Genomic DNA, 26,534 nt, shown 5'->3' with positions numbered 1-26,534 from the left:
AGGAGAATGGCGCGGCACATAGCGGATAGCACGCGGCAGACAAGTCCCGCCGCGTGCTACATTGGTCTGGTGCCGGTGATTCAGCCCTTGGCGCGGGCCTTGATGTCCCGCAGCGAGCGGCTGGCCTGCTTGCCGAGGTCACGGGTCAGACGGTGCGCAGCGTCGCGTGTGTCGCCTGCCCGGTGCGCGGCCTGCCGCTTGAGGCTGCGCGCATTGTCTCCCAGCGTATCGCCCAGATCTCCGAGCTTGTCCTGGCCCGCCCGTGCTGCGTCGCCGGCCTGGTCGAGCGCGGTGGCGGCATAGGCGAGGCCCAGCTCGGTTGCATAACCGATCCACTTGCCAGCGCTGGAGCCAGCTACCCGCCCCGCGCGGCGGCCGCGCTTGGTCATCGCGCCGATCGCCAGCCCCAGCAGGGCAACCCCGGCGACCGTGGCGAGCGGGTGCTCACGAACAAATTCCTTGGCCGTTTCAGCGGCCTTGCGCGCGCGGTCGTTCAGATCGCGGGCTGCATTGCGTTCCTCGGCTGCCTCGATCCGGCTGCGGAGGATATCGCGTTGCTCATCGTTTTTGAGGGGGCTGTTCATGGGCGTCATCCTGTGTGTCCGAAGGGGGAGTGTCGGTATCGTCCAGCAAGGCCAGCAGGGGATGCCGGGCGAGCCATATCGCTGCTGCCCCTGTTAACGCAGCGAGCAATCCCTTGTTCCGGCTGGCCGCTTCCGTCACCTGTTCAAGCACGTCCACGGCGCCTTCAGCAGCACGGTCCATTGCCCGGGCCGGGACGCTGCGCTCTGCCAGACCGGCCTTGATGCGCGCCAGATCTGCATCGACCAGCGCCCTTGCGGCATCTCGCATGGCGCGATCTTCCGCCAGCCGCATCCGGTCCGTCATGTCTGCTGGTCCTTCGCGAAAGCACGGGCGATGCCGCCAAACCGCTTGCGGGCACCCAGGCCCAGCAGGAAAGCAAGGACCAGAAGGGCAAACGCCACCGCTACCGTCGCTCCGATGGGCGAGAGATAGGGCGATAGTGCAATCACCAGGCCCACCGCCAGCGCGATCAGTGCAAGGTGGATCAGGGCCAGCGCCGCCACGCCCATCGCCAGCCCCGATTTGCCTTGCCCGGCGGCGTAAGAAACCCGTGACTTCTGGAAGGCCATCTCTGCTTCGAGATAGAGCCGTCCGTCATCCAGCAGCGCCGCCAGATCATCCGTAAGCGGCGGCGGCGCCTGTGGGTCAGGCGCTGCCGGACCTTCCGGACCGGCTGCGCGTGATGCCTGCTCCTGTTGCGTTGAGGTGCTCACGTGGCTGGTCTGTGTACCGGATCAGTCGCGATTGCCGCGCAGCACGCGCGCAATCAGGAAGCCTGCGACTGCGGCGAGACCAACGGCAAGGCCCGGGCTTTCGCGCACGAACTTGCGGGCATCGTCACCGATTTCCTCAACGCTCTTGTTATCGAGCTTGGCCGAGGTCTCATGCAGGGTGCGCGATGCCTTTCGGGCGTAGTCGCCATACTGCGTCCCGAAACGCTCGTCGATGGCGGGGGCGTTGTCGGCCACCATCTTGCCCAGCGACGACAGGGCGTCACTTGCCTTGGTCTTGCCTTCGACAGCCAGTTCGCCCGCCTTGCCCTTGGCTTGTTCACCGTAAGCCTTGGCTTCGCTGACCCAGTCTTCGCCCTTGCCCTTGGCCTGTTCGCGCAGGTTGACGGCCTTGCCGGAAGCCTCGGCCTTCAGCGCGGCGGCTCCGGCCTTGGCTTCTTCCAGGGCCGCGTTGAACCGGGTCTTGGCTTCGGCGGTGTTGCTGTCGGGCGCGGCCGCAGTGGCTCCGGTCTTTGTCGGGGCTGCCTTGCGGGCGGTCGTCTTCTTGGGAGTGGTCTTGCTCGTCTCGGCCATGTCTCGCTCCATTGTCTTTCCGCTCAGCGCGGACCTCTTTCGCTGCATATTTGCAGCACTCATGCACCCAATGCAACTTGCACCAAGTTGTTCCGGCGCATAGAGCGCGCGCATTCCCGATATGGGAGTGTCTTAGGCGTTTACAACACCAATCCAGCAGCCCGACGGGGCGTCAAAACCGGAGCACCTGCCATGACCGCCATCATCGATATCCACGGACGCGAAATCCTCGACAGCCGCGGCAATCCCACGGTCGAAGTGGACATCCTGCTGGAAGATGGCAGCTTCGGCCGGGCGGCAGTTCCCTCCGGCGCGTCGACCGGCGCGCATGAAGCGGTCGAGCTGCGCGATGGCGACAAGGCCCGCTACCTCGGCAAGGGCGTGACCAAGGCCGTGGCAGCGGTGAACGGCGAACTGGCCGATGCTCTGCTGGGCCTTGATGCCGAAGACCAGCGGGATATCGACAACACCATGATCGCGCTCGACGGCACGCCGAACAAGGCTCGCCTGGGGGCCAACGCGATCCTGGGCGTCAGCATGGCAGCGGCCAAGGCGGCGGCCAGTGCGCGGGGCCTGCCGCTCTATTCGTATATCGGCGGCGTTTCGGCGCATGTTCTGCCGGTGCCGATGATGAATATCATCAATGGCGGCGAACACGCCGACAACCCGATCGACATTCAGGAATTCATGATCATGCCGGTCGGCGCGGACAGCCTTGCCGAGGCGGTGCGCTGGGGCGCCGAGATTTTCCATACTCTCAAGAAAGGCCTGTCGGAGAAGGGTCTGGCGACTTCGGTGGGGGACGAGGGCGGCTTTGCCCCGAACCTCTGCAGCACGCGCGCGGCGCTCGATTTCATCATGCAGTCGATCGAGCGGGCGGGGTTCAAGCCGGGCAGCGATATCGCTTTGGCGCTGGACTGCGCCGCGACCGAGTATTTTGCCGATGGCCGCTATGACATGGCGGGTGAACAGATTTCGCTCAGCCCCGATGAAATGGCGCGCTATCTTGCCGACCTGTGCAACGACTATCCGATCCGTTCGATTGAGGACGGGATGAGTGAAGACGATTTTGACGGTTGGAAGGCACTGACCGACCTCATCGGCAGCAAGGTCCAGCTGGTCGGCGACGACCTGTTCGTGACCAACCCGCGCCGTCTGGCTGACGGCATCGGCCGCGGCCTGGCCAACTCGCTACTAGTCAAGGTCAACCAGATCGGCACCCTGAGCGAAACGCTGGAAGCGGTCGATATGGCGCACCGTGCAGGCTACACCGCCGTGATGAGCCACCGCTCGGGCGAAACCGAGGACGCGACCATTGCCGACCTGGCGGTCGCCACCAATTGCGGCCAGATCAAGACCGGATCGCTGGCCCGGTCCGACCGGCTTGCCAAGTACAACCAGCTGATCCGGATCGAGGAAGAACTCGGCTCCAGCGCCCGCTATGCCGGGACAGGCTGCTTCGGTCGCTAGGTACTTTCCGCCCGGTTCTTCGGGTGGAACCAGTACTGCCACACCCCCCAGGCGTTGATCAGCAGCAGCACTGCGTTCATCGCCACGATCGGCATGGCGTTGTCGAGCAGGCCGGTGACGATCCACAGGATCGACACCGCGCAGAACAGCACGAAGCCCCAGGCTGTTGCCCTGCGGCCAAGGTCGAAGGCGATCATGGCAGCGGCAATCACCGCGCCGAACGCGGCTATCCATTCGGGGAGTCCGTTCATCGTTGCAGCAGCGCGCGGTGCGCCATAAGGTTCCTCACGGAGAGGAACATCGATGGGGCAATTTCCGGCGCATCCGGACGAGATTACCGGCGAGTGGTGGGATTCGGTGATTGGGCAGATGCCCCGCCGGTGGCGCTGGGAATCCATCGGCACCGGCCAGGTGGGGGACAGCGTCCGTTTTCACCTCGACTTTCCTGACGATACCGGCCCGGCCACGCTGGCCGGCAAGTTCGCCGCTGCCGATCCGACCAGCCGCGGCACGGCCGCCATGCTGGGGCTCTACGCCAAGGAAGTGGCGTTCTATCGCGAGATAGCACCTAGCCTGCCGGTCCGCACCCCGTTGGTCCACGCGGCTGAAGTTTCCGAGGACGGTTCCAGCTTCCTGCTGTTGTTCGAAGATCTCGGCCCGGCGCGGGGCGGTAACCAACTGGCCGGCTGCTCGCTCGAAGATGCGCGCGAGGGCGTGAAGCAGGCTGCCGCGCTCCACGGGCCAAGCTGGCACAATGCTGAAATTCTGTCGCTCGACTGGCTGCAGCCAAACGAACAGGCCGCGGCGCAGGTCAAGACGCTTTATCCGCAAGCCCAGGCCGTCTTCCGCGAGCGTTATGCCGACAGCCTTGAGCCGGAATATATGGCACTGTGCGAGGAACTCGCGGAGGTGACAGCGGCGATTGATCGTACTCCGGAGACCGTCAGCCTCGTCCATGGGGACTTCCGCCTCGATAACATGCTGTTCGACGTGCAGGGCGGGGCGGAACCGATCGCCGTGCTGGACTGGCAGACGCTTGGCATCGGCAACGGGCTGACAGATATCGGCTACTTCCTCGGCTGCGGGATCGGCGACACATTGCGCCGGGCGCATGAGTGCGACCTGCTCGAACTCTATTGCGCGGAAATGACCGCACGCGGCGTGCCGCTGACGGTCGACCAGATCTGGCGGGACTATGTGATCGGCGCACTGCACGGCGTTTCAACGGCCGTCTTCAGCGCCGCCTTCGTGGTGCGCACAGAGCGGGGCGACGCCAATTTCCTGTCCATGGCGCGCGGCGCCTGTGCGCTCTGCCTCGAACACGGCAGTCTCGCGCTCTTGAAAGAAGGATGACGCAATGGTTCTGACCCGCGGCGACGATTACCCGATCCATCAGACAGCGGACCCGATTGCCTATTCCGGCACTGACCGCAATTTCTACGACCGGTACTTCTTCAACGGCTATGCTCCTGATGGCAGCGGGTTCTTCGCAGTCGCGTTCGGGATATATCCCCATCTCGACGTGGCCGACGCGCATTTCTGTGTCATCCGCGACGGAGTGCAGCACTGCCTCCACGCCAGCCGCAAGCTGGGCATGGAGCGGATGGAGCTGGCCTGCGGGCCGGTGCGGATTGAAATCGTCGAGCCGCTCAAGCGGCTGCGCGTGATCGTGGAAGGCGAGGGCATCGCCGCCGACCTGACTTTCACCGGTCGCGCCTTCCCGATCGAAGAGCCGCGCTTCACCTGGCGCGTCGGCCCGCGAACGGCGATGGACTATACTCGCCTGACCCAGAACGGGCATTACGAGGGCTGGATCGAGGTGGATGGCAAGCGGCAGGCGCTCGCCTCCGGCACGGCCGGAACGCGCGACCGGAGCTGGGGGGTGCGCCCGGTCGGCGCGTCCGACCCGCAGTTCGGCGGCGGAGTGCCGCAGTTCTTCTGGCAGTGGACCCCGGTCAACCTGCCGGGGCGCAGCCTGTTCTTCCACCTCAATGCCCACGCTGATGGCACGCCATGGAACACCCGTGCGGTGATCGCGCCCGATGGCAACGGACCCGAAGCCTTCACCGAAGCACACGAGCCGCGGATGGATGCACCACTCGCCCCCGGCACCCGCTGGCCCGTTGGCGGCGTGCTCGCGATAGGGGAGGAAGAGTTCCGGTTCGAGCCTGTCGCCCGGTTCCAGATGCGCGGACTGGGTTACACGTCGCCGAAATGGAACCACGGGCTCGACCACGGCACGCTGGAGGTCGAGCGCGAGGATATCGCGCTCGACACCATCGATCCTGCGCGGCCTGACAACCTGCACGTCCAGATGCTGAGCCGGGTGACCGGCCCGGGGGGCGAGCAGGGCATTGGCGTGTTCGAGCAGCTTGCCATCGGCGATTATGCGCCGCTGGGGTTGAAGGGGCTGGCCGATCCTGCCTGAGGATCAGCCGAACCGCTGCCGAAGTTCGTAAAGGGCCAGGGCGGCCTGGGCCGCTTCGCCGCCCTTGTTCTTCTGGGCCGGGTCTGCGCGGACCAGAGCCTGCGCTTCATTCTCGACCGTCAGGATGCCGTTGCCGATGGCGACCCCGTCCATTGTCAGGGCCATGATCCCGCGTGCACTCTCGCCGGCAACGATTTCGAAGTGATAGGTCTCACCCCTGATGACCACCCCAATCGCGACGTAGCCGTCATACTGCTCGCTCTCGTCAGCAAGAGCGATTGCACCCGGTATTTCCAGTGCACCCGGTACGGTGAGCACATCGACCTCGTGACCCGCCCCGCGAAGCCCCTCGCGCGCGCCGTCGATCAGCATATCGTTCAGGTGGTCATAGAAGCGTGCTTCGACAATCAGGAACCGGGCCATGAATTACTCTCCGCCTAAAGATGGAAGCGCGCGTTAGCGGTGAATGGATGGAAGGGGAAGGTGATGCTCACCCCAAGGCCGGAAATCAGCATACGCAAAGGTCAGGGCTGCTGCTGCCTCACGCATGTGCCAGCATGTCGAAAAAAACCGCCTCCTCAAAACTGCTTCCGCAGGCTCAGGCGCAGGCTGCGACCCAGGGCATCAAGATAGGCTGGCTGATAGGCCAACGGCGTCTTGCCATCGGAAACCGCAGTGACCTCAGGACGGTTGTTGAGCAGATTGCGCGCTTCGAGCGATATGCGCATGCCCCGGGCCCAGTTCTGGTCCGCGGGCATCATCCGCTCGATATTGCCGAACAGTCGCGCGTTCATCACCAGATAGTCAGCAAAGCGCAGGTCATCGCTGGCGCTGGTTCCCGTGACCCGCGTTGCGCTAAGCCAGTCCGCTTCCAGCCGGAGCCCCAGGCCTGACCTGTTTATGCCTGTCCTCATCTGAACTTCGTGACGCGGTTGCCCCCCGCGATCATTCAGCGCCGATCCGCCCAGATAATCGAATACCGGACCATTCGCCGCCACGGTCAGCCTGTCCTTGAGGTTCAGGACATGAAAAATTGAAAACTGCAACCGGTCTCCTCGATCCCGGCCGGGGATCGAACTGCGCGGGCTTCCACCTGAGGCACCGGATTGCCTGTTGGTCCGGCTTCGCCAGGTTGCACCCCAACGCAGGTTTTCACGCTCGCTACTGGCGAGATTGATCGGGCGTACATCGATCTCGACGAGCTCGCCGTCGGCGTCGCGCAGGAACCTGTCGGGGAACGCCATCATGATCTCTGCGGTAGCAATCGGGAAAGAGCGCACAGGGTTGATGGTCTTTTGCCGGACATAGTCTGCCGTGAGCGTCAGGTCAGCATCGCTCAACGGCTCAGCCACCAGCCCGAGCTTGAAGACTTTGCGCTTGTCACTGGTCAGGCCCGGATTGCCGCCATCGATCCGCAGGACTTCAGAAGTGCTGCCAAGGACGTAGTCGAAAAGGCGGTATCCCGGGGTCAGGAGGATGGGGTTGCCAAGGTCTGCCAGATCGGGCGCCGCTTGTTCGCTGTTGAACGATGCGATCAGCCGGACAGCCTGCAAGGGCTGCCAATTGATACCGGCGCCATAGCTCACGAAGCTGCCAGCATCCGACACGTTGCGCCATTCGGCGTTGGCATTCAGTGTCAGATCACCGGGGATCGTGCGTGACATTCCCTCGGCGAGGATGGGCACGTCCAGATTACCCTGCACGAGGAGCCGGTCCCGCTTCAGCCGGAGCGCGCCCGAAGCTATGCCGGCGTCATCGATGCGGGACAGGCGCGCGGAATCGAAGCCGAGCCGCAGGGCAGTCGTCACGTCACCGGCCGGCAGGCTCAGGGCCAGCCCGTTCACGACGAAGTCGACGTTCCAGCGGCTCGCTTTGACCAGGTCATCGACGATGGACACGGGCCCAGCGCCGCTTCCGTACCAGCGCGCATAGGGGTTGAACGTCGGATCCGCGCCGGCAACCCGCGCCTGGACCGCGCCGGTTTCATAGCCACGCAACGTCTGGCGGTCAGTTCGCAGATGGTTGTACTGCCCGTTTGCGCTCCACTGCCATGCCCCCCAGTTGCCGCTGAGCGCCACACCGAGGTCGATCGTGCGTTCGGTTACCTGGCGCTGGCGAGGCACCGCGGCCACCCGCAGGAAACTGACGTCCTGCGAGAAAGGGGAGAACGGATTACCGGCAGGCAGCAACAGGCTGATATCGGCCAGACCAAGCAGAGACTGCCGCTTCAGCTCCTCGAACAGGCCGCTGATGGTAAGGGAAGTGCCGGACCCGATCCTGCGATTGAGTGTCGATGTGAGACGTAGCTGTTTCTGGTCTGGCAGCAGCGACCGGAAAGAGCCCGCATCGATTTCCTCGCCGCGATTGGCCAACGGAAGCAGGTCGGACAAACCCGGGGCAACGATCGCCGCTGTGTCAGGCACCCGGGCAAAACGGACCAGTGTGCCTGCTGCCAGGTCCAGCGCCGGGTCGAGCGATGCCCGGTCAGCGACTGGCACAAACACGCCCCCCAACCCGTAAGGTATGTCTGCGGCGGGCTGGACTATGGCGCGCTCGCTTTCCAGCAGCAGCGTATCATGCCGATAGTCCACGCCGACACTCCACCGGCCTGTGTCGGACGTGGTCAGAAACCCGGCTTCGGCCCGCTTGCCTGTACGTCCGCCATCCGTCGCGATGGTGCCGTCCGCGCGCATGGTCAGGGCGCGAAAGTCGTTCTGCAGGACAAAGTTCAGAACGCGCTGATCAGGGCTGTAGCCATATTGCAGGGCTACCTCTTCGGACAGGACGTCAACCCGCCGGATGGCTTCGGTCGGCAGTTCGCGCACCTCGTTTTCGCTGGCGGTGCGCTGTCCGTTGACGAGGATGACCGGCCGGTTGCCCCCGCGGCCGCGGGAACTGCGCGTCAGCACCGCCAATTCTGCAATCAGTTCGCTGACACTGCCGACACCATAGGATGCGACCTCCTCCTCATCCAGTTGCAATTCCGGTGGAAGAACACCCTGTGCCCGGCCTGCGACCGACTTTCCCGACACCACGATTTCCTCGGCAGCATCGCCAGGGGCGGCATCGGATTCCTGCGCCCATGCTGGTTGGACGAGGCAAAGCGCAAGGCAGCCACCGACGGACACGCCAGATCTCGAATATCGCATCAGTGAATTTCTTTGTGCCGGATGGGGGGGACTGGCCGGCAGCTGCAAGTCCCTGTGGTCAGCGTCAGGGACGCAGCGTTACGAACGTCGGGTTGGCGTAAAACCAGAGGTCGCCCCACGGATCTTCGCCCGCCGGATCTTCTGACGGCTCCAGTTCAGCGGTATTGGTGCCCCGCACCCGCAGGTACAGCGGCGAGCGCACATTGCTGATGCTGTGGCGCATGATCAGGTCTTCGCCATCCTTTCGCCAGTCCGCAGGGGTGAACCGGTGAAGCACCTGGGTGGCTGGTGCCTGATCAGTGTCGCGATCGGCGACCGGGCCGGTAAGAAGGCCCGAAATCAGGTCGATCCGGGCAACCTGGGGCGTCTGCCCGGCGCTGTTTGGCGCTTGCGGATCGCGCACCCGGATCTCCACTATGACATTCTCGCCGGGGCGGATGACCAGTTCGTCCCCAAGCCCGGCAGCCATGTCGTTTGACCGCAAGCCCGTCACCTTGACGTCGACTGCGGACACCAGGTCGCCCGTCGTCACGAACATGCGCCCGTGGCGCAGACCGTCCATGATGTCAGCGTGGTCGCGCCTGGCGAGCACATAGGTCTTGGAGTATTCACCCGGCCAGAAGTCGCTGCCCCCTTCGCGCCAGTGGCGATGCGAATCGGACGTTGCCGTTACCCACCAACGTCTCCCTTCGGACAACATCGAGTCCCACAGGCCGCCAACTCTCGCGGCCATCGGATCGAAGCCGCCCATGGTCGGGACTTTGCGATAGCCGCCGCGCCGTCCTTCCGGATCAGGGCTGCCATCGGGATTGAGCGTTCCGGCCTGGTGCCCGGGGGCGCCTTCCATGCCCACCGCAACCTTGGGGGCGGTGTCGTTCCAGTTGCGGAACTCGGCTGGGTCGTAGCGGCCATACTGGCCGGCTTCCGGAGCAGAACGGGAGGGGTGGTTGGCAAACAGGACCGGCGGCAGCGGCTGCGCCTTCATTGCATTGAGGGCAGCAATCATGCGTTCCGGTTCGTCCCGCGCCGGATCGGCCGGGTGCGGATCGCGGCGGGAATAGCCCTTTTCGATCTCGAACAGCTGGCTGCGTTCGCTGTCGCTGCGCGGAATGATAAGGCTGGAATGGTCGCCATTGGGCGTGTCGAATTCCATGCCGAAGAACTGCAGAACCTCAGGCACGGCAGTGCGGGATTCCAGCAGTGCGGGATAGGCAATGTCGTGGTTGATCTGCGAATGATTGGGGCCGCCGTGATCGGTGGACACCATCCAGGACAAACCGAAGCTGCGGGCCATTTCGGCATTTTGCCGGATCGAATAGCGCCCGTCCTTGCCAAACAGCGGTGTGGGGATGGCTTCGTACTCGTGGTTTCCTGCCACAGGTATGGTCTGCACCATGCCGTGGATGAAGCCGCCCGCACGGAACCATTGCGCCCATTCCAGATCGCGCGAGCCGCGGTTCACGAGATCGCCGGCATGGAGGATGAAGCGCGCATCAGGTGCGGACTGGAACGCGGCGCGGATCGTACGCGGCCAGTGCGAATCCAGTCCATTCTGCGCATCGCCCAGGTAGATGAACCGCACCAGCCCCTTGCGCGGGGCCGTGCGGGTCTGAAACCACTCGCTCCATTTCCCTTCGGCGCCCTGGACCCGATAGGCATAGAGCGTGTCGGGCTCGAGGCCGTCAAAGCGCGCAGAATGGTAAGCCGCTCCGGGAAGCCCTTCGTTGTGCTCGACCGGGATCCGGACACCCGCCTTTTCAATTGCCGCCAGATCGATGATTTCGCTGTGCGCCACGACACTGGACGCCAGCTGGTCGAAGCGCGCATCGGGCAGGGCCCTGGCGATCTCGGCCTTGGTCACGGTCACCGAAGCCTCTGTGCGCCAGTTGACGCTGATGGTCGTCGCCGGATCGCTGTCGATGGTGGCCACGATCCGGTCGGGCCAGCCGGTTGCTTGCTGCCAGGGGGCCTGTTCCGGCGCATGGTTGCCGACATGCGCATGGGCGGGCGCAGTGAGGGCAAGAGCAGTACCGACGATGAGAGTGGAGATACGAACCACGGGAACCCCTGTATTGCAGTGCAGCAAGCGGCGGGCTACCTCCGGGTGAAGTCAGATTTGGGTCAGTTCCATTAGGTTTCCTTAATGTCCCGACCGGGAAGCGAAGCGGGCTTGGAACCGCACAGCCTTGTCTCCTGATTGTCATTTCGCAGGTCTAGCGCGCAGGGGGTCTCCGTGACGCGGCTGCCCAATGGTCACAAGTTCCTGGTTTCGGGATTGCTCGATGACCGTGAAGAGGTGCGCGCCGCCATGACAAAGGCGTTCCTTGTGGCCCTTCTGCTGGCGATGCTCCTTGCCACAATCGGGAGCCTGGTCATTCGCCGCCACCTCAACCGGATGGTTCATGTGGTGGCGCATACGGCGACGAATATTGCGGATGGCAACCTGTCCCGGCGTTCTCCACGGAACTTCACGCTCGATCCGCTCGATTGTGTGGCAGCATCACTGAATCGAATTCACGAGCGTATCGAGACCTTGGTCGAAGAGAATCGCACGATGACCGACGGCCTCGCCCATGACTTGCGATCACCATTGACCCGCATTTGCGCGAGCCTGGAGCAAGCCGGCCGGATCGCCGAGGAAGAAGGGGTGAACAGGAGCCTTCATGCGATCGAGCAGGAAGTCGCCCTCATGCTGCGAATGATCGAGGATACGCTGGAAATCAGCCGGGCCAAGGCAGGTATCGGGCGGGAGCATTTCGAATATTTCGACATCGGGCTCGTCCTGCGCGGCCTGTTCGAGATGTATCTTCCCCTGGCGCATGTGCAGGGGGTCAATCTGACAATGGATTGCGAGGAGGAATTGCCTCTCTTCGCCAATAAGGGATTGATCACCCGGGCGATCGCCAATCTGATCGAAAATGCGTTCAAATATGGCCTTTCGGGGAAGGAAATCGCGCTGCGCGCTTCGGCCTCGGACGGTCAGGTCGTCGTCTCGGTGACCGACCGGGGCGAAGGTATCCCACGCGAACGGCATGACGAGGCACTGGCAAAATATCAGCGCCTTTCCCGCGCCCGTTCAGTTCCGGGGATGGGACTTGGCCTTGCGCTGGTTACTGCGGTTGCGCATCTGCATAACGGCAGGCTGACGCTCGATGACAACCGGCCGGGTCTGGTGGCATGGTTGACACTGCCGGGGTTGAGATCTGTCCCGGACAGAGCTGCCCGCCCAACTGCTCAAGCTGAGGCGACGAGGGCCGGCCAGGCTCAACCACCGAAGCAGCGGGTATCCGCTTCCAGTTGATATGGCAGCTCTACCGTCCAGGAATGTCGAAAAGGTGGTGGACGCACTTGGGCTCGAACCAAGGACCCGCTGATTAAGAGTTTGATCAGGGGGCCATTTTTGGGATGTTCAGAGCTGTTTAAATTTGTCTAGAAACGTTCGAAGATATGCCACCTAATATAATGATATAAAGTCGATATTAGTCATCGCGTCCTGTCAAAATTCGTTCACCAGGGTACGATCCTGACGAGCGTTGTCCTTCCGCAAAGTGGAGCCTATATGGAGCCTATAGCGAAAAGGCATTGGCGCGAATTATGGTGAAACCGCTTAACAGGCAGGCAATCGAGACACTGATCACACGGGCTCGAACGGTCAAGGGCAAGCAGTTGGAGCTCGCTGATGATCGCGTTGCGGGGTTGCGCATCCGGGCCGGAGAGCGGTCGGCCACATGGCTCCTTTGTACCCGATTGCGCAATGGCAAGCGCACCCGGATCAAACTGGGAGCCTGGCCGGGCATGGGCCTTTCGGACGCGCGAGAGGCAGCACGGGTCAAGCACATTGAAGTTGTCGAAGGCGTTGATCCCAACGAGGAGAAGCGAGAGGCGAAGCGCGAAGCAATCCGGGCGGCGCGAATGCAGCGCAAACTCTCTGATGTGCTTGACGATTACGAACGCCTGAAGCTCTCGCAACTGCGCCGCGGTTCGCAATGCCGCCGCGCCCTCGACGGAAAGTCCGGGGTGCTGAAGCAATTCAGTTCGAAAGACATCACATCGATCACACGGTCCGACATAGTGGATGCCGTGCGCAAACATGCGGAGAAGGCCCCCATGGCTGCGAACCGCAACCTGGCATATGTGAAGGCCTTCATGAACTGGTGTGTCGATCAGGAAATTTTGGAGGCCAATCCGGCGGCGAATATCAAGAAGCCCGCCAAGGAGCGTACCCGCGACCGTTTCCATTCGCTCGATGAGCTGCTGGAAATCTGGGATGCCATGGGAGAGCTCGGTTATCCCTTTGGTCAGCTCTATCGCTTGCTGATCGTGGTGCCCATGCGCCGCGAGGAAGTGGCCGCGATGCCGGTTACCGAGCTTGACCTCGCCGCCGATGGTGATCCCGATAACGCAGTCTGGACCTTGCCGGGTCACAGAACCAAGAGCGGGAACTCACTTCGGGTCCCGCTATCGCCGCTTGCCGTGTCGCTGATCAACGATGCGCTGGCCGCGTCAGATCGTCCGAAGAACAGCCCGTTCGTTTTCAGCATGACTGGCGATACCTCGGTGTCCGGCTATGCCAAGGCCAAGCGGCGGCTTGACCGGATCATCCGCGAAAGGCGGATTGCTGCTGCAAAGAAGGCTGGGCGGGAGCCGGTCGACATGGAGCACTGGACCATCCATGATCTTCGCACCACATTCAGCACATTGGCATCGGAGGTTCTCGGCGTAGATATTGCAGTAGCGGATCGCATCCTGAACCACGTCGCCACTGCCACCACCTCAAAGATCATGCGGATTTACAACAAGTCCGAGCTGTTCGACCGGCGTAAGCAGGTGATGCTCGACTGGGCCGCAATGATCGAACGTGAGGCGGCGGCGCGGGCGGGTTCGCGAATGGAACTACAGGTAGTGGGTCAGTTTAAAATCTGACCCTTCGTTCCATAGGGACCACGGTTGCTGGGTTTCACCTCGGCCTGTTCTACAAGCAACGCGATGTCACCAATCTCCCAAAGGCGGTCAGCAACGTCAGCAGCCATAGCGGGAGTAACGCGCAGCGCCGTATGGATGCGGACGAAGTTGTAATACATCACGTGCAGCGCGACCGCGTGAACGTGGTTTTCGACCTTCTTTGAGAAAGCGTTGGTCAGGCGGGTGAAGCGGCGCATGTCTATGCGCATGGCCAGGTTCTGGCGCTCAACGTAACTGGTCGATTCGTAGTCAGCGTCGGGGTGAGCTTCCACCTTGCGCTTGCCAATACCAGTGCATTCGGCGGGACTGTAGCGCCCCGGTGCTGTGATCGCGGGGCCATACATTTTCACAAGCTGCGCATAGTCAACGTCGCAGCCACACGCACCTTCGACCGCCTCAAAATACGCCTTGTCGCTATCAACGGTCAGTTGGCCCCGGTGAGCAAGGCGCAAAGCCAGATCGTCCATGAACCCCATCGCGTATTCGCTATCGCGACCGCCCACGAGGTAAGACAGGATCATCTTGCTGTCCGCGTCGACGGCGGTCCAAGTCCACGTGTCGCCAGCGCCTTCCGGTGCGTAATTGGCCAACGCGACGTTCTTCTGCTTGGCGTAGGTGAACGACCAGATTTCATCGACCTGCACTCGCGTCGCCTTCACGTTGCGAACGTGGGCGTCATGATAGGCAGCGCAAGCCCTACCTGCATCAACGAGCAGCTTGGCGATGGTGTTTTTGCTGGCGCCAGTGAGGCGACTAACGGCGCGAATGCTCATTCCCTCGCAGAGGAGTTGGAGAACCTGGGTGCGCTGTTCGATGGTCAGCTTGTTCATTCGGCCACCATACTGACCCTCCGCATTAAGACAAGCATAAAGGGTCAGTTTAACGCATAGCGTTCAGTCGCCTGTTGACTTTCCTTCGTCCTGTCTATACCGTGTATCCACATGAGGATTGAATATGCCGATGAGCGGTTATCACGGATATGCACACCTGAGGCCCACAAGCTCGGGCTGCCCATCGCTGTTATCCGCCAAGCGCAGAGGAAACTCATCCTCATGGAGCAAGCGCCCGATGAGCGGACGCTGCGGAACTGGAAGTCGCTGAACTACAAGAAACTCAGCGGAGACAGGGAGGGTCAAAGGTCAGTTCGGATCAACGATCAATACCGCATCGTGTTTGAACTGCTTGAAGACGAGAGACCACCAGCGATTAGGATTTTGGAAATTGACGACACACACTGAGGAGGGCCGGGCCATGACTAGCGCAGCTTGCTTGACCGACGTTCCCCATCCCGGAGAGTTTATCGCGGAAGAGCTGGAGGCACGTGGGTGGCTCCAGCGCGATCTCGCATACATTCTGGGCGTCCCCGAACAGGGGATCAATATGATCATCTCCGGCAAGAGGGGCATCAGCCCGGAGATGGCGAAGGCATTGGGGGAGGCCTTCGATGTATCGCCCATTTTCTTCTCGAACTTGCAGAATGCTTATGAGATGTCTCGCGCAAGTGCGCCAGACCCGAGCATCGCGAAAAGGGCTCTCTTCCAGAGTGCTTACCCTGTTCGAGAAATGATCAAGCGCGGCTGGTTGGAGGATACTCCTGTTCCCCTTCTTGAAGCGCAGCTGATGCGATTCTTCCGGAAGAACGATGTCCGGGACATTCCTGGTCTCGCTCATGCTGCAAAGAAGAAAAGCTACGATGAACCGGCCAACATGGCGCAGCTGGCGTGGCTGTTCCGCGTAAAGCAGATTTGTTCTGAAATGGTATTGGCACCGTATTCGGAGCGGAGGCTTAGAGAAGCAGTCGGCGAACTTTTGCCTCGGCACATGATGGATCCCGAAGAAGTTCGCCATGTGCCCCGCATCTTGGCTGAATGCGGTGTGCGCTTCGCGATTGTCGAGACGTTGCCCAAAGCCTTGATCGACGGCGTCTGCTTTTGGCTTGATGACAATTCACCGGTGATCGGCATGAGCACTCGCTTTGATCGCATTGATAATTTCTGGTTCGTCTTGCGCCATGAAATTGAACATGTCCTCAATGGTGATGGGAAGGGTATTCCCGACGAAGAGATTGAAGTCGATATTGACCTGAAGCTTGAAAATGACGGGCTTCCGCCTTGCGAATTAAAGGCGAACGCTGAGGCGGCGGATTTCTGCGTTCCAAAAGTTCAGTTGGATTCCTTCATTATGCGGAAGGCGCCTTATATTTCTGAGAAGGATATTGTTGGATTCGCCCGTCGCATTGGGCGGCATCCGGGCATCGTTACGGGCCAAGTGCAGCGTCGATTAGATCGGCCTGAGTATTTGGCACGTCTTAAAGTGAAGGTTCGCCATCATATCGCACCCTATGCTGTCGTGGACGGCTGGGGTGAACCAGCGCCTGTCGCGCTTTAGGAGTTTACGATGACTTACAATGAGCAGTTGCAGCACATTTGGCACGAATACGAGAAGGAGCACGGGTATCTCCCCGCCCGTCCGCGCGATGCAGTGGTCTGGGGTGCACAGCGAGGGATGATCGAAGTTCCGGCCCCTGACCCGTTCGACAAGTTGGCAGACGACATGTCGCGGGCGCTTCGCGAGGAATATGCGACTGACAGGTTGGGGCGTCGTTATCGCAAGAACCACGCTGTTCGCGTCACCAAAGGGGGCGTGCAGCACACGTTCTGGGCCATTTTGGGCCATGCTCCGCGTGATCATATGCAGAAGGCTTTTATTCAGCGCAGACAGCAGATCGTCGGCGACTGCGTTCAGCTTGCGACGGACGTTGAAGTCTACAACGACCAGAACCCCGATCAGCCCCCGCTTCCGATGCTACTCGATTTTCGCGATGACGTTGAGGAGCGCCGGTTCTGGGATGGGAAGCGAGCTGCTTAGCTGGTCTTCTTCCAGCGCGCTTGTGCGGCGATGCTGGCAATTTCTGACCGCTCGGCTGGTGAAAGCGCGCGAGCGCGGGCCTTTCCGCCTTTTTGCCCGCCCTTTGAAGCCCTTTCCTGTGTAGGTGTCAGTTCCTCGCCGGCTTTTTCGCCAGTCGCGATATCGACCATCAGCTTCGCAAGCTGGCTCGCATCACGTGGGCGCTTAGGATTAGTCATTTGACTTGGACTTCACATTTTTCGCAGAAAACCCTGTCTTGCTCGCGATCATTCCTTGCACCATGAATTCTGAATCCCTGCGACACCGACGACACATGAGTTCGGCTGTCACTGCTGAACGACCAACCATCATATTGAAACACGTCAGCCGTGCCTAACGCTCCGCACTCGGGGCAGGCTAGGTTCATTTCCCATCGATCTTTTGCGGTCATGTCCCTAGTATAGCAACAATCCGCCATGATTGCAGGCTAGAATTCAAACTGAACCCAATGCCCCTCGCCAAGTCTGGTAAGCGGCATCGCCGGGCGCTAAGCGCCCGGTTGCACCTCCTTGCTCTCATCGTCGAGCGGGGTCCGCAGGACGATCCGGCCATTGATCGGCACGACCTCAAGCTGGAGCGACAAGCCCTTGCGGTCGCGGTGGAACCATGCGGCTCCGACTTTGGTCCAGAAGGCCTTGTCGCCGCGATTGCTGACATGCCAGGCGATGAAATCCGGAGCCTTGGGCTCGGGCGCGGTTGCAGGGGCGGGTGCTTGGGACGTGCGGGCCATGAGATGTTCCTTTCGTGTTGGTGGCGCGTTGCACCGAACAGAAAGGCCGCGCGGCACAGGTCGCAGGGTCATGTCCTACACGGGTGACCCCGGCGAAGGCCGGGGAACCGGCGCGGGCCGGACATTGACCCTCGACCGCGCGCGGCCAGTGCGGGTGCAAAAACGAAGTCGCCACACCAAAGGGAAGGGCGGGGCACTGCCGTCTCCCAGACCGGCCATCAACACTGACTCCGTATTGCAAAATGCGATACATTGCGCTAGATCAGCCTCAAGGAGATTGACCATGGCTCACGCGACACAGCGCAAGGATCATCCGCTTTCGATGCGGCTTGCCGATGCCGACATTGCGATCATCGACCGCGCGGCGAGCCTGCGGGGGCGGTCACGCACCGAATTCATGCGCGATGCGGCGGTGCGTACGGCAGAAGAGGTGATCATGGAGAACACGCTCATTCGCATGTCGCCCGAAGGTTTCGCCGCCTTCGTCGACATGCTCGACCGCCCGGCGAAGCCCGTGCCGGAAATGGTCGAGTTGCTGAATCGGCCTGCTCCGTGGGAATCAAAGCCTGCTGCCGAATAGGCCGGCGCCGTGCCAATCTCCGCACCCGAGCCGCTCAGCGAAGCGCACGATCTTACGTCATTTTCTTGCGGCAAGCCGTCGCTCGACAACTGGCTGCGCACCCGTGCGCTCTCGAACCAGAAGAAGGGTTTCACCGCGGTCATGGTGGTGTCCGTCGTCAGAACATTTGGCACAACTCGCGGCGTAGATCAGCGGAGTGTGGGCCTCGTCTCGGATTGATGTTTAGGCGGCGAGCTTGCAGTGTTGCAAGCGCCGATGTTCGAGTGTCTTTCGCTTGATCCTTTCTCTTCGTTTGATGATGGCGGCAGCCCTGCCGAAGTAGGCATCGGCGGGTGTCACATTGTCCAGGCTCTCGTGGTAGCGCTGGTGGTTATAGTGCTCGACGAAGGCCTCGATCTGCTGTTGGAGATCGCCGGGCAGGAAGTAGTTTTCCAGCAGCACGCGGTTCTTCAGGGTCTGGTGCCAGCGTTCGATCTTGCCCTGCGTCTGCGGATGGAAGGGAGCGCCGCGCACATGGCTCATCCTGTTTGCCTCGATGTATTCGGCTAGTTCCCCGGCAATGTAGCTGGGGCCATTGTCCGACAGCAGGCGGGGCCTGTGCAGCACGTTGGCGTGGTTGCAGCCTGAAGCTGCCAGCGCCATATCGAGCGTGTCAGTGACGTCCTCGGCTCGCATGGTGGTGCAGAGCTTCCAGGCGATGATGTAGCGTGAGTAATCGTCGAGCACGGTCGAGAGATAGACCCAGCCCCATCCGATGATCTTGAAGTAGGTAAAATCCGTCTGCCACATCTCATTGGGTCGAGAGGTCTGCGTGTGGAACGCCTCTGCCGCCTTGATCACCGTGTAGGCCGGGCTGGTGATCAGATCATGGGCCTTCAGCAGCCGGTAAACCGTGGCTTCGGACACGAAGTAGCGCTTCTCGTCGGTGAAGCGCACCGCCAGCTCGCGGGGACTGAGATCGGTCTGCTCCAGAGCCATCTCGACGATCTGGTCCTGCACCTCGGGCCCAATACGGTTCCACACCCGGCTCGGCGCTGAAGGACGGTCCTGGAGCGCCTCCGGCCCACCTTCGAGGTAGCGGTCATACCAGCGATAGAAGGTCCGCCGTGCCACGCCGAGCTGGTCCAGCGTACGCTTGGCGGGCAGGTGCGACTGCTCGACGATCCTGATGATCTCCAGCTTCTCGGATGCGGGATACCTCATTCGTCGTCTCCCCCATCCGCGATCATGCTTTTTTTGAGCAGACGGTTCTCCAGCGTCAGGTCCGCCACGCATTCCTTCAGATCGCGCGCTTCACGGCGCAGATCCTTTACCTCGTCGGTGGTAGCAGCACGGGCTGTATCGCCAGCAAGCCTGCGCTTGCCGGCCTCCATGAACTCCTTGGACCAGGTGTAATACAGGCTCTGTGCGATCCCTTCACGGCGGCACAGCTCGGCAATGGAGTCATCGCCGCGTAGGCCATCGAGCACGATGCGGATCTTGTCTTCAGCAGAGAAATGCCGACGGGTCTTGCGGCGGATGTCCTTCACCACCTGCTCGGCAGGCAATTTGGGCTTTGAGGATTTGGGCTTCATCTTCGTTCCTTCGTCACTACGACGAAGCCCAAATCCTCCTTAAATCACAACCTCTAATCTGTGCCATAGGTGCTGACGGGGGACAAACAGCACGTCATCAGGCTTCTTGCACTTCTTCAGCACCAGGATGCACACAGGGATGCCGGTGGAATAGAACAGGTTGGCGGGCAGACCGATGACGGTGTCGATATGGCCGTCCTGGAGCAGCTTCCTGCGGATTTCAGCTTCCTTGCCGCCCCGGAACAGCACGCCATGGGGCAGGATGATGGCCATGACGCCATCGGCCTTGAGGTAGTGGAAGCCATGCAACAGAAAAGCAAAGTCGGCGGCGGACTTTGGCGCAAGGCCGTAGTTCTTGAACCGCACGTCCTCACCCAGCGCTTCAGTTGGGTCCCAGCGATAGCTGAACGGCGGGTTGGCGACCACGGCATCGAAACGCGGCATCTTGGCCGGGTTCGTTTCGCGCAAGATGTCCCAGTCATTGGTCAGCGTGTCGCCGTGGAAAATCTCGAACTCGGTATCCTTCACCCCGTGCAGCAGCATATTCATGCGCGCCAGGTTGTAGGTGGTGATGTTCTTTTCCTGCCCAAAAATCTTGCCGATCCCGTGCGTGCCCATCCGGTGGCGCACGTTGAGCAGCAGCGAGCCCGAGCCGCAGGCGAAATCCATCAGGCTGTCCATGTGGACGCGCGGGCCGGTGGCTGGCTCCTGCCCGTCCAGCGTGACGATCTGCGATAGGATGTCAGACACGAACTGCGGGGTGTAGAATTCCCCCGCCTTCTTGCCAGAGCCTGCGGCGAACTGGCCAATCAGATATTCATAGGCATCGCCCAGCGTATCGCTGTCGGTCGAAAACTCCCTCAGCCCCTTGGCGATCTCGGTAATGATTTTGCATAGGGTGGCATTGCGCTCGGCATAGACCTTGCCGAGCTTGTCCGACGCCAAATTGATTTCCGAAAACAGGCCCCGGAACGTGCTGGCGAAGGATTCCGTCTCGATATACTCCAACCCCTTCTGAAGGGTGTCGAGCAGCTCTACGTCTTGCTTCCGCGCAAGCTCCGCGATGCTGGTCCAGAGATATTCCGGGCGGATGACATAATGCACCTTGCGGCGCATCTGCTTTTCAAAAGCTGCCGTGTCCTCGGGATTTTCCGCATACCAGATCGAAAGAGGCGTGCGCTTGTCTTCGAATTTCAGCTTGGGATAGTCCGAACCCAGTTCCTTCGCGGATGCTATTTCGTAGTTGTCCGACAGGTAGCGCAGGAACAGGAACGCCAACATATAATCGCGGAAGTCATCCGCGTTCATCGCCCCGCGCAATGTGTCGGCGATGGTCCAAAGCGTCCTTCCCAGTTGCTTTTGGTCTTGGTCGGTCATTGGACGGCTACCTGCTTGGGTGCATGGAGGACAAAATTGTACCTTTCCTTGAGCCTGTTAAAGACTTCATCGAACATATCTCTATTGTCCGGATTTAGCTCGTCGCTCTCGAAATAATATACTTTCTTGTGAGAAAGGGTATTTATGATGTTGGCCAATTTCGCATCATCATCAATTCCAATTTGTCGAAGCACGTATCCAAATTGGCCAACCCCCAAGAAGGATGCAATGTTTTCAAGTGCTTGCCGTAGCAAGGCAAAATGAAAGGCCTTCACCTGATTGCTTGCTTGTGCTTGCTCTAGCAGTTGAAGTAGGCGCAAATGATATAGAAATACGTCATTGGTGCTCTTTTCTAGAGAAATTTCTCCATCCTTCGCGCTCAACATGCATACCTTTGCTAGCTTCTTGAACTTGCTAGCCTTCTCTCCTTTTGTCAGCCAGTCGGCCAGAATGGCAAAGAAACCAATATGGTGAGTTGTTATGATCAGCTTTCGCTTCTCGAAATTTTCTTCGATCAGATCAAACAATGTCGAGGCGGTAATGAATATATTATGATCATCCAAGCTGGAAACTGGATCATCTATGAAAAAGTGGGATGATTGCCTGTCCGCCCAACCTTCAACCTCAAACAGTGCAAGAAAGAAACACCAAATAAAAATTCTTTCTTCACCTCTGGAAATTTTTATAGGAATCTTAGATATGCTATTTGGATCGTCAGGATCAGCCTCCTCATAAAAGAACAGTATAGATTGAATACCATCCTCGGGATTTTCGTAATTTATGAACTCAAACCGATAGCTTGGTTTGTATCTGTTTAATTTATTACGAATATCGTCCTCGGAAAGCGAAGCGTGAAATTTATTCAAGCTACTTTTCCGAATGTCTAGTTGAATCGGGGCACCCTCGTTCGCCGAATCGTTCTGCCACATGAAAATATCTTCGCTATAGGCATTATAGTAGACGCCAGTATGAGATCCGCTTTCCTCCTTAGTGACGTCCTTGTAGGCTACGGATAGCCGCGTCTTACCTGTGGCGTTGAACGCGTAGACCACGAAAATTTGTTCTTTTGCGTCTCGAATTTCTGTTGCGATGTCTAGGTGGCTCATGCTTCGGTCTTATCTTGAGATGGGAAAAACTGTTGCATCAGGCCACTCTTGTGGACTCTTAGCGCCGCGACCCTGTCAGCTTGTGCGGCGATCACGCTATCAGCAGAGGACATGCACGTAGCAATAAGCTGCTGTTCATGCTCGTCTCGAGGGGTCGGACACAAAACCTTTTCTAGCACATCAACCGACAAGCCGGGCTGAGCCTGACCAGTAGCGAAATCATTCAAGTTCAGACGCACAAGCGCGTGATAGAGCCAGTCGCCCAGAATCCCCGCTTTAGGCTTAGTGACAATGGCATGTTCGGTAGCGTGAAATTCACCCATCACAAAATTAACGTTGCCGCATAGCGCTCCCTGGCGGCCAATGAGCGAGAACTGTCCTGAATGAGTGTACGTCCGCGTGTAACCACGCAATCCATTCCCCCCATAACAGGGGTGGAGGCCATCTTTTGGTTGTTCAGAGATATCCGCTGCTGCCACGAACTTCCCAGCCTTCATTTCACAAACTGCATCGAGCGGCTTGTCGTGCCAATCTGCCGCGTCCCGAAATTCGGGGAAGCGGAGGCGGGGGGTGGTTTCGCCGGGGGCGGGGAAAAGATGCTGCATCAGGCCCTTTTTGTGGTCCTTCAGCGCCTCCAGCTTCTCCGCCTCGGCGGCAATCAGCGCATCGATAGACGACAGGCAATCGGCGATTTTCTTCTGTTCGCCAATGGAGGGGAGCAACGGCGTCCACGTTCGCAGAGTGCTTAAATATAGCCTTGTTCTGGTCCCGCCCTTTTTCTGCATCAATGCAAATCGAGCGAAATCAGCGCTATTGTTCAGAATATACAGCAGGAACTCAGCAGATAGGCCGACTGCCGTGAAAACGGGATACTCCTTGCTCACGGCGATGGCACTCGACGTGTTATTCACATTGAACTTGAACGTACCGTCGTCGCTCATATGTCGAAAGGTGAAATAACCCTCTGGGACAATACGATATTCGCCATCATTGGCCAGATTTACCCCGTCGAAATACTCATTCTGGGGCTTAAGCCCAGACCGGGTAGAGCTGTAAATCGGTACGCTTGTTGACGAAGGAACACGCTCGCTATGTTCCTTCAGATAGGGCGTCAGTTCCGTTGGATTCCAATCACCACTGAATTCCGGAAAACGCAGCTTCGGCAAAAACCCGCCCTTCCGATCCTGCTCGCCCGTCACCGCGCCCGCGCCCTTACTGTTCATATGCGCTCAGCCCCGAAATCTCGCGGCCTTGGGCCAGCTTGTGGAGCAAGGGGGCAAGGTCTTCCACCAGAGCCAGTTCGGCCTCTGTCCTCGCTTTCCAGCCAAGCTCCAGCGGGGCCATTAGATCGCTGAGACCATCGCCATCGAAAATCCGGCGGCGCAGCACGACGTCGACAAAGGCTTGCAGCGCTGCCGCGTCCACCCGGTGCTTCTCGGCAATCGCTGTCAGCGCCTGCACCTTCTTCGCGGCCTTGAACCGTTCGTAACCGGCCCGGATTTCCTTTTCGTCCAGCGGCTGATCCGCGGACAGGCCGCGAATATACTCGGCAATATCCTCGCGCTCGTCGATGAACTTGGCATCGGACTGGATCAGGCCAATTAGCTGCTCGCGGCTCATCTTCATCTTGCCGGGCAAGTTCTGCGTATAGCGGGCAATCAGCCCCATGATGTAGTCATAATCAATGACGGCAGAGGCGAAGAGCACGAACTCAAAATCGAGCTGCTCCACCACCGGATCGTCTGCGCCGCCGGGTTTGTCCTGCTTTTCCTTCAGCCGCTTGGCGGTTTCCAGATACATGCTGCGGAAGCCCTGCAAGGCATCGGTCGGCACAGCCTGGCCAATCGCTTCCGCCTGCTCCTCGCTCAGATCGGTGTATTGATCGAGCTGGGTCTTCAGGCGCTGCACTTCCTTGAACAAGGTAATGAACTGCCCGCGCGCGGCATCGCCCTTCAAGTTGGGCACGTCTTCCGGCGCGTTGGACAGACCCTGCGATTCCATGAACGCGCCCAGCGTCTGCATGGCGTTTTGCAGATTCTCGATCACCTTGGGCGCGGGATCGACCAGCCAGATTTGCTTGGGATTATCGATCTTCTCGCCGGAAAAAAGGGCAATCGCCTCTTCCACCGCCGCCTGCTGCTGCCGGAAATCGAGGATGTTGCCATAAGGCTTGGTGTCATTCAGCACGCGGTTGGTGCGCGAAAATGCCTGAATCAGCCCGTGGTGCTTCAGATTCTTGTCCACGTAGAGCGTGTTCAGGAACTTGGAATCAAAGCCGGTCAGCAGCATGTCCACCACGATGACAATGTCGATCTTCTCCGCGCCCTTGTGCGGCAAATCGGCATTGGGGAATTGCTGATCCTTGATGCGCTTTTGCACGTCCTGATAATACAGGTCGAACTCGCCAATCTTGTGATTGGTGCCGTAACGGTCGTTGTAATCGCTGATGATCGCCTTCAGCGCGGCCTTCTTGGCTTCCGGGTCCTGGGCATTGTCGGCCTTTTCCTGCGGCAGATCTTCCTGAATCTGCTGCACGTCCTTGTTGCCTTCGGCGGGCGGTGAAAAGACGCAGGAAATTTTCAGGGGCTGAAACTCTGGATCGGCAGCTTGGCGCTGCGCCTGAATCTTCGCGAACTTTTCATAGTAATCGATGGCATCGTTGATCGAGCTGGTGGCCAGCACGGCATTGAATTTGCGGCTGGCGGTGGCGGCGTTGTGCTTGGCCAGGATCGTTTCGATGACCTTCTCTTTTTTCAACGCCTCGCCGGGCTTGGGCAGCTTTTCCCCTTCAGGCTTATAGTAGTCGATGTGGAACCGCAGGACGTTGCGGTCCTCAATGGCGTGGGTAATGGTGTATTGGTGCAGGCTGCGCTGGAACAGGTCGTCCGTGGTCCGATAGCTGCCCTGTTCGCCCTCAACCTGCTGATAGCTGGCGTTCTGCTCAAAAATGGGCGTGCCGGTGAACCCGAAAAGCTGGGCTTTGGGGAAGAACTCCTTGATGGCCTTGTGATTGTCCCCGAACTGCGAGCGGTGGCATTCGTCGAAAATGATCGCGATGCGCTCGTCACGCAGCGGCTCCAACCGTTCCTTGTAGGTCTGGGTCTTGTTGAACTGGCGGCGATTGGTATCGTCGAGCGCCAAGCCCAGCTTCTGGATGGTGGTGACAATGACCTTGTCGGCCCGGTCGTCCGATAACAGGCGGCGCACCAAAGTTTCGGTGTTGGTGTTTTCCTCAACGCAGCCTTCCTGAAAGCGGTTGAATTCCTCCCGCGTCTGCCGGTCAAGGTCCTTCCGGTCTACGACGAACAGGCATTTGGCGATGTCATCGTTATCCTTGAGCAAGGTAGAGGCCTTGAAGGATGTCAGCGTCTTCCCGCTGCCGGTGGTGTGCCAGACATAGCCGTTACCGCAGTTCTGGTGGATACACTCCACAATCGCCTTTACGGCATAGATTTGGTAGGGCCGCATCATCATCAGCTTCTGCTCGCTGGCGACCAGCACCATGTAGCGGCTGACCATCTGGCCAAGCGTGCACTTCGCCAGGAATTTCTCGGCAAAGCTGTCGAGATGCGTGACCTTCTTGTTATCCTCGCTGGCGAACTGATAGATCGGCAGGAACCGCTCATCGGCATTGAAGCTGAACTGGCGCGCGTTGTTGTTGGCGAAATACCAGGTGTCGGTGCGGTTGCTGACGACGAAAATCTGGATGAAGCAAAGCAGGGTTTTGCCATATCCATTGCCCGGATCGGTCTTGTAATCGACGATCTGCTGCATGGCGCGGCGGGGGCTGACGGCCATCGTCTTCAGCTCGATCTGCACGGCAGGCACGCCGTTGATGAGCAGGATCACGTCATAGCGATGGTGGCTGTTATCCGTGTTGATGCGGAGCTGGTTGACCACCTCGAAGGTGTTTTTGCACCAATCCTTGATGTTGACCAAGGTGTAGTTGAGCGGTGTGCCATCATCGCGCTCAAAGCTGCTGTACCCGCGCAGGATGTTGGCGGCGGCGAACACGTCGGGTGTGGTGATGCTCTCCAGCAGACGCTGAAATTCGGTGTCGGTGAGGCGGACACGGTTGAGGGCTTCGAACTTCTGGCGAAAGTTTTGCTCCAGCGCCGCCCGGTCACGGATATCTGGGCGATATTCGTATTTGAGCTCTTCAAGCTTGGAAATCAGTTCCCGTTCAATGGTACTTTCGGCTGTCGTCATCGGTCCAATCCGAGATGCTCGTTCACGTGCGACTTTCTATTCGGAGACAGTACACTGCTTAATGTCTTTCGATATGTCAGCCCGCTTGATCGCTCAAAGGCAGTTCAGCCTTTAAGCGAAGGGGAAACACGTCACGATCCTGGTGCAAGAGTC

The 26,534-nt window shown here is 59.8% G+C and carries 25 protein-coding genes; 9 read left to right on the top strand and 16 right to left on the bottom strand.

Annotated features, from left to right (window positions below; translation table 11 throughout):
* Nucleotides 1-80: 80 nt before the first annotated feature.
* Genes U4960_RS09430 through U4960_RS09415 form a run of 4 tightly spaced genes read right to left on the bottom strand, consistent with a single transcriptional unit; the run spans nucleotide 81 to nucleotide 1,889 of the window.
* The gene (locus U4960_RS09430; protein WP_324260395.1) at nucleotides 81-584 is read right to left on the bottom strand and encodes a hypothetical protein; all 504 of its coding nucleotides are present in this window, start codon (nucleotides 582-584) and stop codon (nucleotides 81-83) included.
* A complete protein-coding gene (locus U4960_RS09425) occupies nucleotides 559-888 on the bottom strand; it encodes a hypothetical protein (RefSeq protein ID WP_324260394.1) in 330 nt (109 codons plus the stop codon). Before U4960_RS09425 ends, U4960_RS09430 begins: the two co-directional genes overlap by 26 nt.
* Entirely contained in the window at nucleotides 885-1,298 is a 414-nt protein-coding gene (locus tag U4960_RS09420) for a phage holin family protein (protein ID WP_324260393.1), read from the bottom strand. The genes U4960_RS09425 and U4960_RS09420 overlap by 4 nt, the downstream gene beginning before the upstream one ends.
* 21 nt (nucleotides 1,299-1,319) lie before the next feature.
* Nucleotides 1,320-1,889 (bottom strand): hypothetical protein, encoded by a 570-nt coding sequence (locus U4960_RS09415; protein ID WP_324260392.1) that lies wholly within the window; start codon nucleotides 1,887-1,889, stop codon nucleotides 1,320-1,322.
* Between the two features lie 192 nt (nucleotides 1,890-2,081).
* Between U4960_RS09415 and eno the strand changes: the two genes are divergently transcribed.
* Entirely contained in the window at nucleotides 2,082-3,359 is a 1,278-nt protein-coding gene (eno, locus tag U4960_RS09410) for a phosphopyruvate hydratase (protein ID WP_324260391.1), read from the top strand.
* Here eno and U4960_RS09405 read toward each other — a convergent pair.
* Entirely contained in the window at nucleotides 3,356-3,610 is a 255-nt protein-coding gene (locus U4960_RS09405; protein ID WP_324260390.1) for a hypothetical protein, read from the bottom strand. The two genes, eno and U4960_RS09405, sit on opposite strands and share 4 nt — an antisense overlap.
* Nucleotides 3,611-3,662: 52 nt before the next feature.
* Between U4960_RS09405 and U4960_RS09400 the strand changes: the two genes are divergently transcribed.
* Together U4960_RS09400 and U4960_RS09395 are read left to right on the top strand one after the other, a co-directional pair.
* Nucleotides 3,663-4,712 carry a phosphotransferase family protein gene (locus tag U4960_RS09400; RefSeq protein ID WP_324260389.1) on the top strand — a complete coding sequence of 350 codons (1,050 nt, stop codon included), beginning with the start codon at nucleotides 3,663-3,665 and terminating at the stop codon, nucleotides 4,710-4,712.
* 4 nt (nucleotides 4,713-4,716) lie between these two features.
* Nucleotides 4,717-5,787 (top strand): hypothetical protein, encoded by a 1,071-nt coding sequence (locus U4960_RS09395; RefSeq protein WP_324260388.1) that lies wholly within the window; start codon nucleotides 4,717-4,719, stop codon nucleotides 5,785-5,787.
* 3 nt (nucleotides 5,788-5,790) lie between these two features.
* Here the strand turns inward: U4960_RS09395 and ribH are convergent, their stop codons facing one another.
* The 3 genes from ribH to U4960_RS09380 form a co-directional block, all read right to left on the bottom strand.
* Nucleotides 5,791-6,210: a 6,7-dimethyl-8-ribityllumazine synthase gene (gene ribH, locus U4960_RS09390; protein WP_324260387.1), complete on the bottom strand. Its 420-nt coding sequence runs from the start codon at nucleotides 6,208-6,210 to the stop codon at nucleotides 5,791-5,793.
* Between the two features lie 155 nt (nucleotides 6,211-6,365).
* Nucleotides 6,366-8,936 carry a TonB-dependent receptor domain-containing protein gene (locus tag U4960_RS09385; RefSeq protein WP_324260386.1) on the bottom strand — a complete coding sequence of 857 codons (2,571 nt, stop codon included), beginning with the start codon at nucleotides 8,934-8,936 and terminating at the stop codon, nucleotides 6,366-6,368.
* A gap of 64 nt (nucleotides 8,937-9,000) precedes the next feature.
* A complete protein-coding gene (locus U4960_RS09380; protein WP_324260385.1) occupies nucleotides 9,001-10,995 on the bottom strand; it encodes a fibronectin type III domain-containing protein in 1,995 nt (664 codons plus the stop codon).
* Nucleotides 10,996-11,169: 174 nt separating this feature from the next.
* On the opposite strand from U4960_RS09380, the gene U4960_RS09375 reads away from it, so the two are divergent.
* Nucleotides 11,170-12,237: a HAMP domain-containing sensor histidine kinase gene (locus tag U4960_RS09375; protein ID WP_324260384.1), complete on the top strand. Its 1,068-nt coding sequence runs from the start codon at nucleotides 11,170-11,172 to the stop codon at nucleotides 12,235-12,237.
* Between the two features lie 293 nt (nucleotides 12,238-12,530).
* Nucleotides 12,531-13,859, top strand: coding sequence for a tyrosine-type recombinase/integrase (locus U4960_RS09370; RefSeq protein ID WP_324260383.1), 1,329 nt, complete (start codon nucleotides 12,531-12,533; stop codon nucleotides 13,857-13,859).
* On the opposite strand, the gene U4960_RS09365 is transcribed toward U4960_RS09370, so the two are convergent.
* The gene (locus U4960_RS09365) at nucleotides 13,844-14,728 is read right to left on the bottom strand and encodes a helix-turn-helix domain-containing protein (RefSeq protein ID WP_324260382.1); all 885 of its coding nucleotides are present in this window, start codon (nucleotides 14,726-14,728) and stop codon (nucleotides 13,844-13,846) included. The genes U4960_RS09370 and U4960_RS09365 overlap by 16 nt on opposite strands.
* A gap of 111 nt (nucleotides 14,729-14,839) precedes the next feature.
* Between U4960_RS09365 and U4960_RS09360 the strand changes: the two genes are divergently transcribed.
* Genes U4960_RS09360 through U4960_RS09350 form a run of 3 tightly spaced genes read left to right on the top strand, consistent with a single transcriptional unit; the run spans nucleotide 14,840 to nucleotide 16,766 of the window.
* A complete protein-coding gene (locus U4960_RS09360) occupies nucleotides 14,840-15,136 on the top strand; it encodes a type II toxin-antitoxin system RelE/ParE family toxin (protein WP_324260381.1) in 297 nt (98 codons plus the stop codon).
* Nucleotides 15,137-15,167: 31 nt separating this feature from the next.
* Nucleotides 15,168-16,286, top strand: a complete 1,119-nt coding sequence (locus U4960_RS09355) for a HigA family addiction module antitoxin (protein WP_324260380.1) — start codon at nucleotides 15,168-15,170, stop codon at nucleotides 16,284-16,286.
* Nucleotides 16,287-16,295: 9 nt separating this feature from the next.
* On the top strand, nucleotides 16,296-16,766 hold the full coding sequence (locus U4960_RS09350) for a hypothetical protein (RefSeq protein WP_324260379.1): 471 nt from the start codon (nucleotides 16,296-16,298) through the stop codon (nucleotides 16,764-16,766).
* On the opposite strand, the gene U4960_RS09345 is transcribed toward U4960_RS09350, so the two are convergent.
* Nucleotides 16,763-16,936 carry a hypothetical protein gene (locus tag U4960_RS09345; protein ID WP_324260378.1) on the bottom strand — a complete coding sequence of 58 codons (174 nt, stop codon included), beginning with the start codon at nucleotides 16,934-16,936 and terminating at the stop codon, nucleotides 16,763-16,765. The genes U4960_RS09350 and U4960_RS09345 overlap by 4 nt on opposite strands.
* Nucleotides 16,937-17,292: 356 nt before the next feature.
* A complete protein-coding gene (locus tag U4960_RS09340) occupies nucleotides 17,293-17,535 on the bottom strand; it encodes a hypothetical protein (protein WP_324260377.1) in 243 nt (80 codons plus the stop codon).
* Nucleotides 17,536-17,818: 283 nt separating this feature from the next.
* On the opposite strand from U4960_RS09340, the gene U4960_RS09335 reads away from it, so the two are divergent.
* Entirely contained in the window at nucleotides 17,819-18,115 is a 297-nt protein-coding gene (locus tag U4960_RS09335; RefSeq protein WP_324260376.1) for a DUF1778 domain-containing protein, read from the top strand.
* A gap of 222 nt (nucleotides 18,116-18,337) precedes the next feature.
* Here the strand turns inward: U4960_RS09335 and U4960_RS09330 are convergent.
* From U4960_RS09330 to U4960_RS09310, 5 genes are all read right to left on the bottom strand, one after another.
* A protein-coding gene (locus U4960_RS09330; RefSeq protein ID WP_149036422.1) for an IS3 family transposase occupies nucleotides 18,338-19,689 on the bottom strand; the annotation gives its coding sequence in 2 pieces (ribosomal slippage) (nucleotides 18,338-19,351 and nucleotides 19,354-19,689; 1,350 coding nt in all).
* Nucleotides 19,690-19,728: 39 nt separating this feature from the next.
* Nucleotides 19,729-21,066 carry a type I restriction-modification system subunit M gene (locus U4960_RS09325; RefSeq protein ID WP_324260375.1) on the bottom strand — a complete coding sequence of 446 codons (1,338 nt, stop codon included), beginning with the start codon at nucleotides 21,064-21,066 and terminating at the stop codon, nucleotides 19,729-19,731.
* A complete protein-coding gene (locus U4960_RS09320) occupies nucleotides 21,063-22,172 on the bottom strand; it encodes an AAA family ATPase (protein ID WP_324260374.1) in 1,110 nt (369 codons plus the stop codon). The genes U4960_RS09325 and U4960_RS09320 overlap by 4 nt, the downstream gene beginning before the upstream one ends.
* On the bottom strand, nucleotides 22,169-23,395 hold the full coding sequence (locus U4960_RS09315) for a restriction endonuclease subunit S (protein WP_324260373.1): 1,227 nt from the start codon (nucleotides 23,393-23,395) through the stop codon (nucleotides 22,169-22,171). Before U4960_RS09315 ends, U4960_RS09320 begins: the two co-directional genes overlap by 4 nt.
* A complete protein-coding gene (locus tag U4960_RS09310; RefSeq protein WP_324260372.1) occupies nucleotides 23,385-26,381 on the bottom strand; it encodes a type I restriction endonuclease subunit R in 2,997 nt (998 codons plus the stop codon). Before U4960_RS09310 ends, U4960_RS09315 begins: the two co-directional genes overlap by 11 nt.
* Nucleotides 26,382-26,534: the final 153 nt, after the last annotated feature.

This window comes from Altererythrobacter sp. H2 (assembly GCF_035319885.1).
In the GTDB taxonomy this organism is placed as follows: Bacteria; Pseudomonadota; Alphaproteobacteria; order Sphingomonadales; family Sphingomonadaceae; genus 34-65-8.
The sequence above is the reverse complement of the archived record's forward strand: the minus strand, read 5'-3'. Positions and strand labels throughout refer to the sequence as shown.

Excerpts from the sequence above, each read along its gene's own strand:
- U4960_RS09345 (WP_324260378.1), bottom strand. The coding sequence starts at position 16,936 with ATGGTCGATATCGCGACTGGCGAAAAAGCCGGCGAGGAACTGACACCT.
- U4960_RS09340 (WP_324260377.1), bottom strand. The coding sequence starts at position 17,535 with ATGGCCCGCACGTCCCAAGCACCCGCCCCTGCAACCGCGCCCGAGCCC.
- U4960_RS09350 (WP_324260379.1), top strand. The coding sequence starts at position 16,296 with ATGACTTACAATGAGCAGTTGCAGCACATTTGGCACGAATACGAGAAG.
- U4960_RS09405 (WP_324260390.1), bottom strand. The coding sequence starts at position 3,610 with ATGAACGGACTCCCCGAATGGATAGCCGCGTTCGGCGCGGTGATTGCC.
- eno (WP_324260391.1), top strand. The coding sequence starts at position 2,082 with ATGACCGCCATCATCGATATCCACGGACGCGAAATCCTCGACAGCCGC.
- ribH (WP_324260387.1), bottom strand. The coding sequence starts at position 6,210 with ATGGCCCGGTTCCTGATTGTCGAAGCACGCTTCTATGACCACCTGAAC.
- U4960_RS09415 (WP_324260392.1), bottom strand. The coding sequence starts at position 1,889 with ATGGCCGAGACGAGCAAGACCACTCCCAAGAAGACGACCGCCCGCAAG.
- U4960_RS09430 (WP_324260395.1), bottom strand. The coding sequence starts at position 584 with ATGAACAGCCCCCTCAAAAACGATGAGCAACGCGATATCCTCCGCAGC.
- U4960_RS09370 (WP_324260383.1), top strand. The coding sequence starts at position 12,531 with ATGGTGAAACCGCTTAACAGGCAGGCAATCGAGACACTGATCACACGG.
- U4960_RS09325 (WP_324260375.1), bottom strand. The coding sequence starts at position 21,066 with ATGACCGACCAAGACCAAAAGCAACTGGGAAGGACGCTTTGGACCATC.
- U4960_RS09400 (WP_324260389.1), top strand. The coding sequence starts at position 3,663 with ATGGGGCAATTTCCGGCGCATCCGGACGAGATTACCGGCGAGTGGTGG.
- U4960_RS09385 (WP_324260386.1), bottom strand. The coding sequence starts at position 8,936 with ATGCGATATTCGAGATCTGGCGTGTCCGTCGGTGGCTGCCTTGCGCTT.
- U4960_RS09360 (WP_324260381.1), top strand. The coding sequence starts at position 14,840 with ATGAGGATTGAATATGCCGATGAGCGGTTATCACGGATATGCACACCT.
- U4960_RS09395 (WP_324260388.1), top strand. The coding sequence starts at position 4,717 with ATGGTTCTGACCCGCGGCGACGATTACCCGATCCATCAGACAGCGGAC.
- U4960_RS09335 (WP_324260376.1), top strand. The coding sequence starts at position 17,819 with ATGGCTCACGCGACACAGCGCAAGGATCATCCGCTTTCGATGCGGCTT.
- U4960_RS09310 (WP_324260372.1), bottom strand. The coding sequence starts at position 26,381 with ATGACGACAGCCGAAAGTACCATTGAACGGGAACTGATTTCCAAGCTT.
- U4960_RS09365 (WP_324260382.1), bottom strand. The coding sequence starts at position 14,728 with ATGAACAAGCTGACCATCGAACAGCGCACCCAGGTTCTCCAACTCCTC.
- U4960_RS09425 (WP_324260394.1), bottom strand. The coding sequence starts at position 888 with ATGACGGACCGGATGCGGCTGGCGGAAGATCGCGCCATGCGAGATGCC.
- U4960_RS09315 (WP_324260373.1), bottom strand. The coding sequence starts at position 23,395 with ATGAACAGTAAGGGCGCGGGCGCGGTGACGGGCGAGCAGGATCGGAAG.
- U4960_RS09320 (WP_324260374.1), bottom strand. The coding sequence starts at position 22,172 with ATGAGCCACCTAGACATCGCAACAGAAATTCGAGACGCAAAAGAACAA.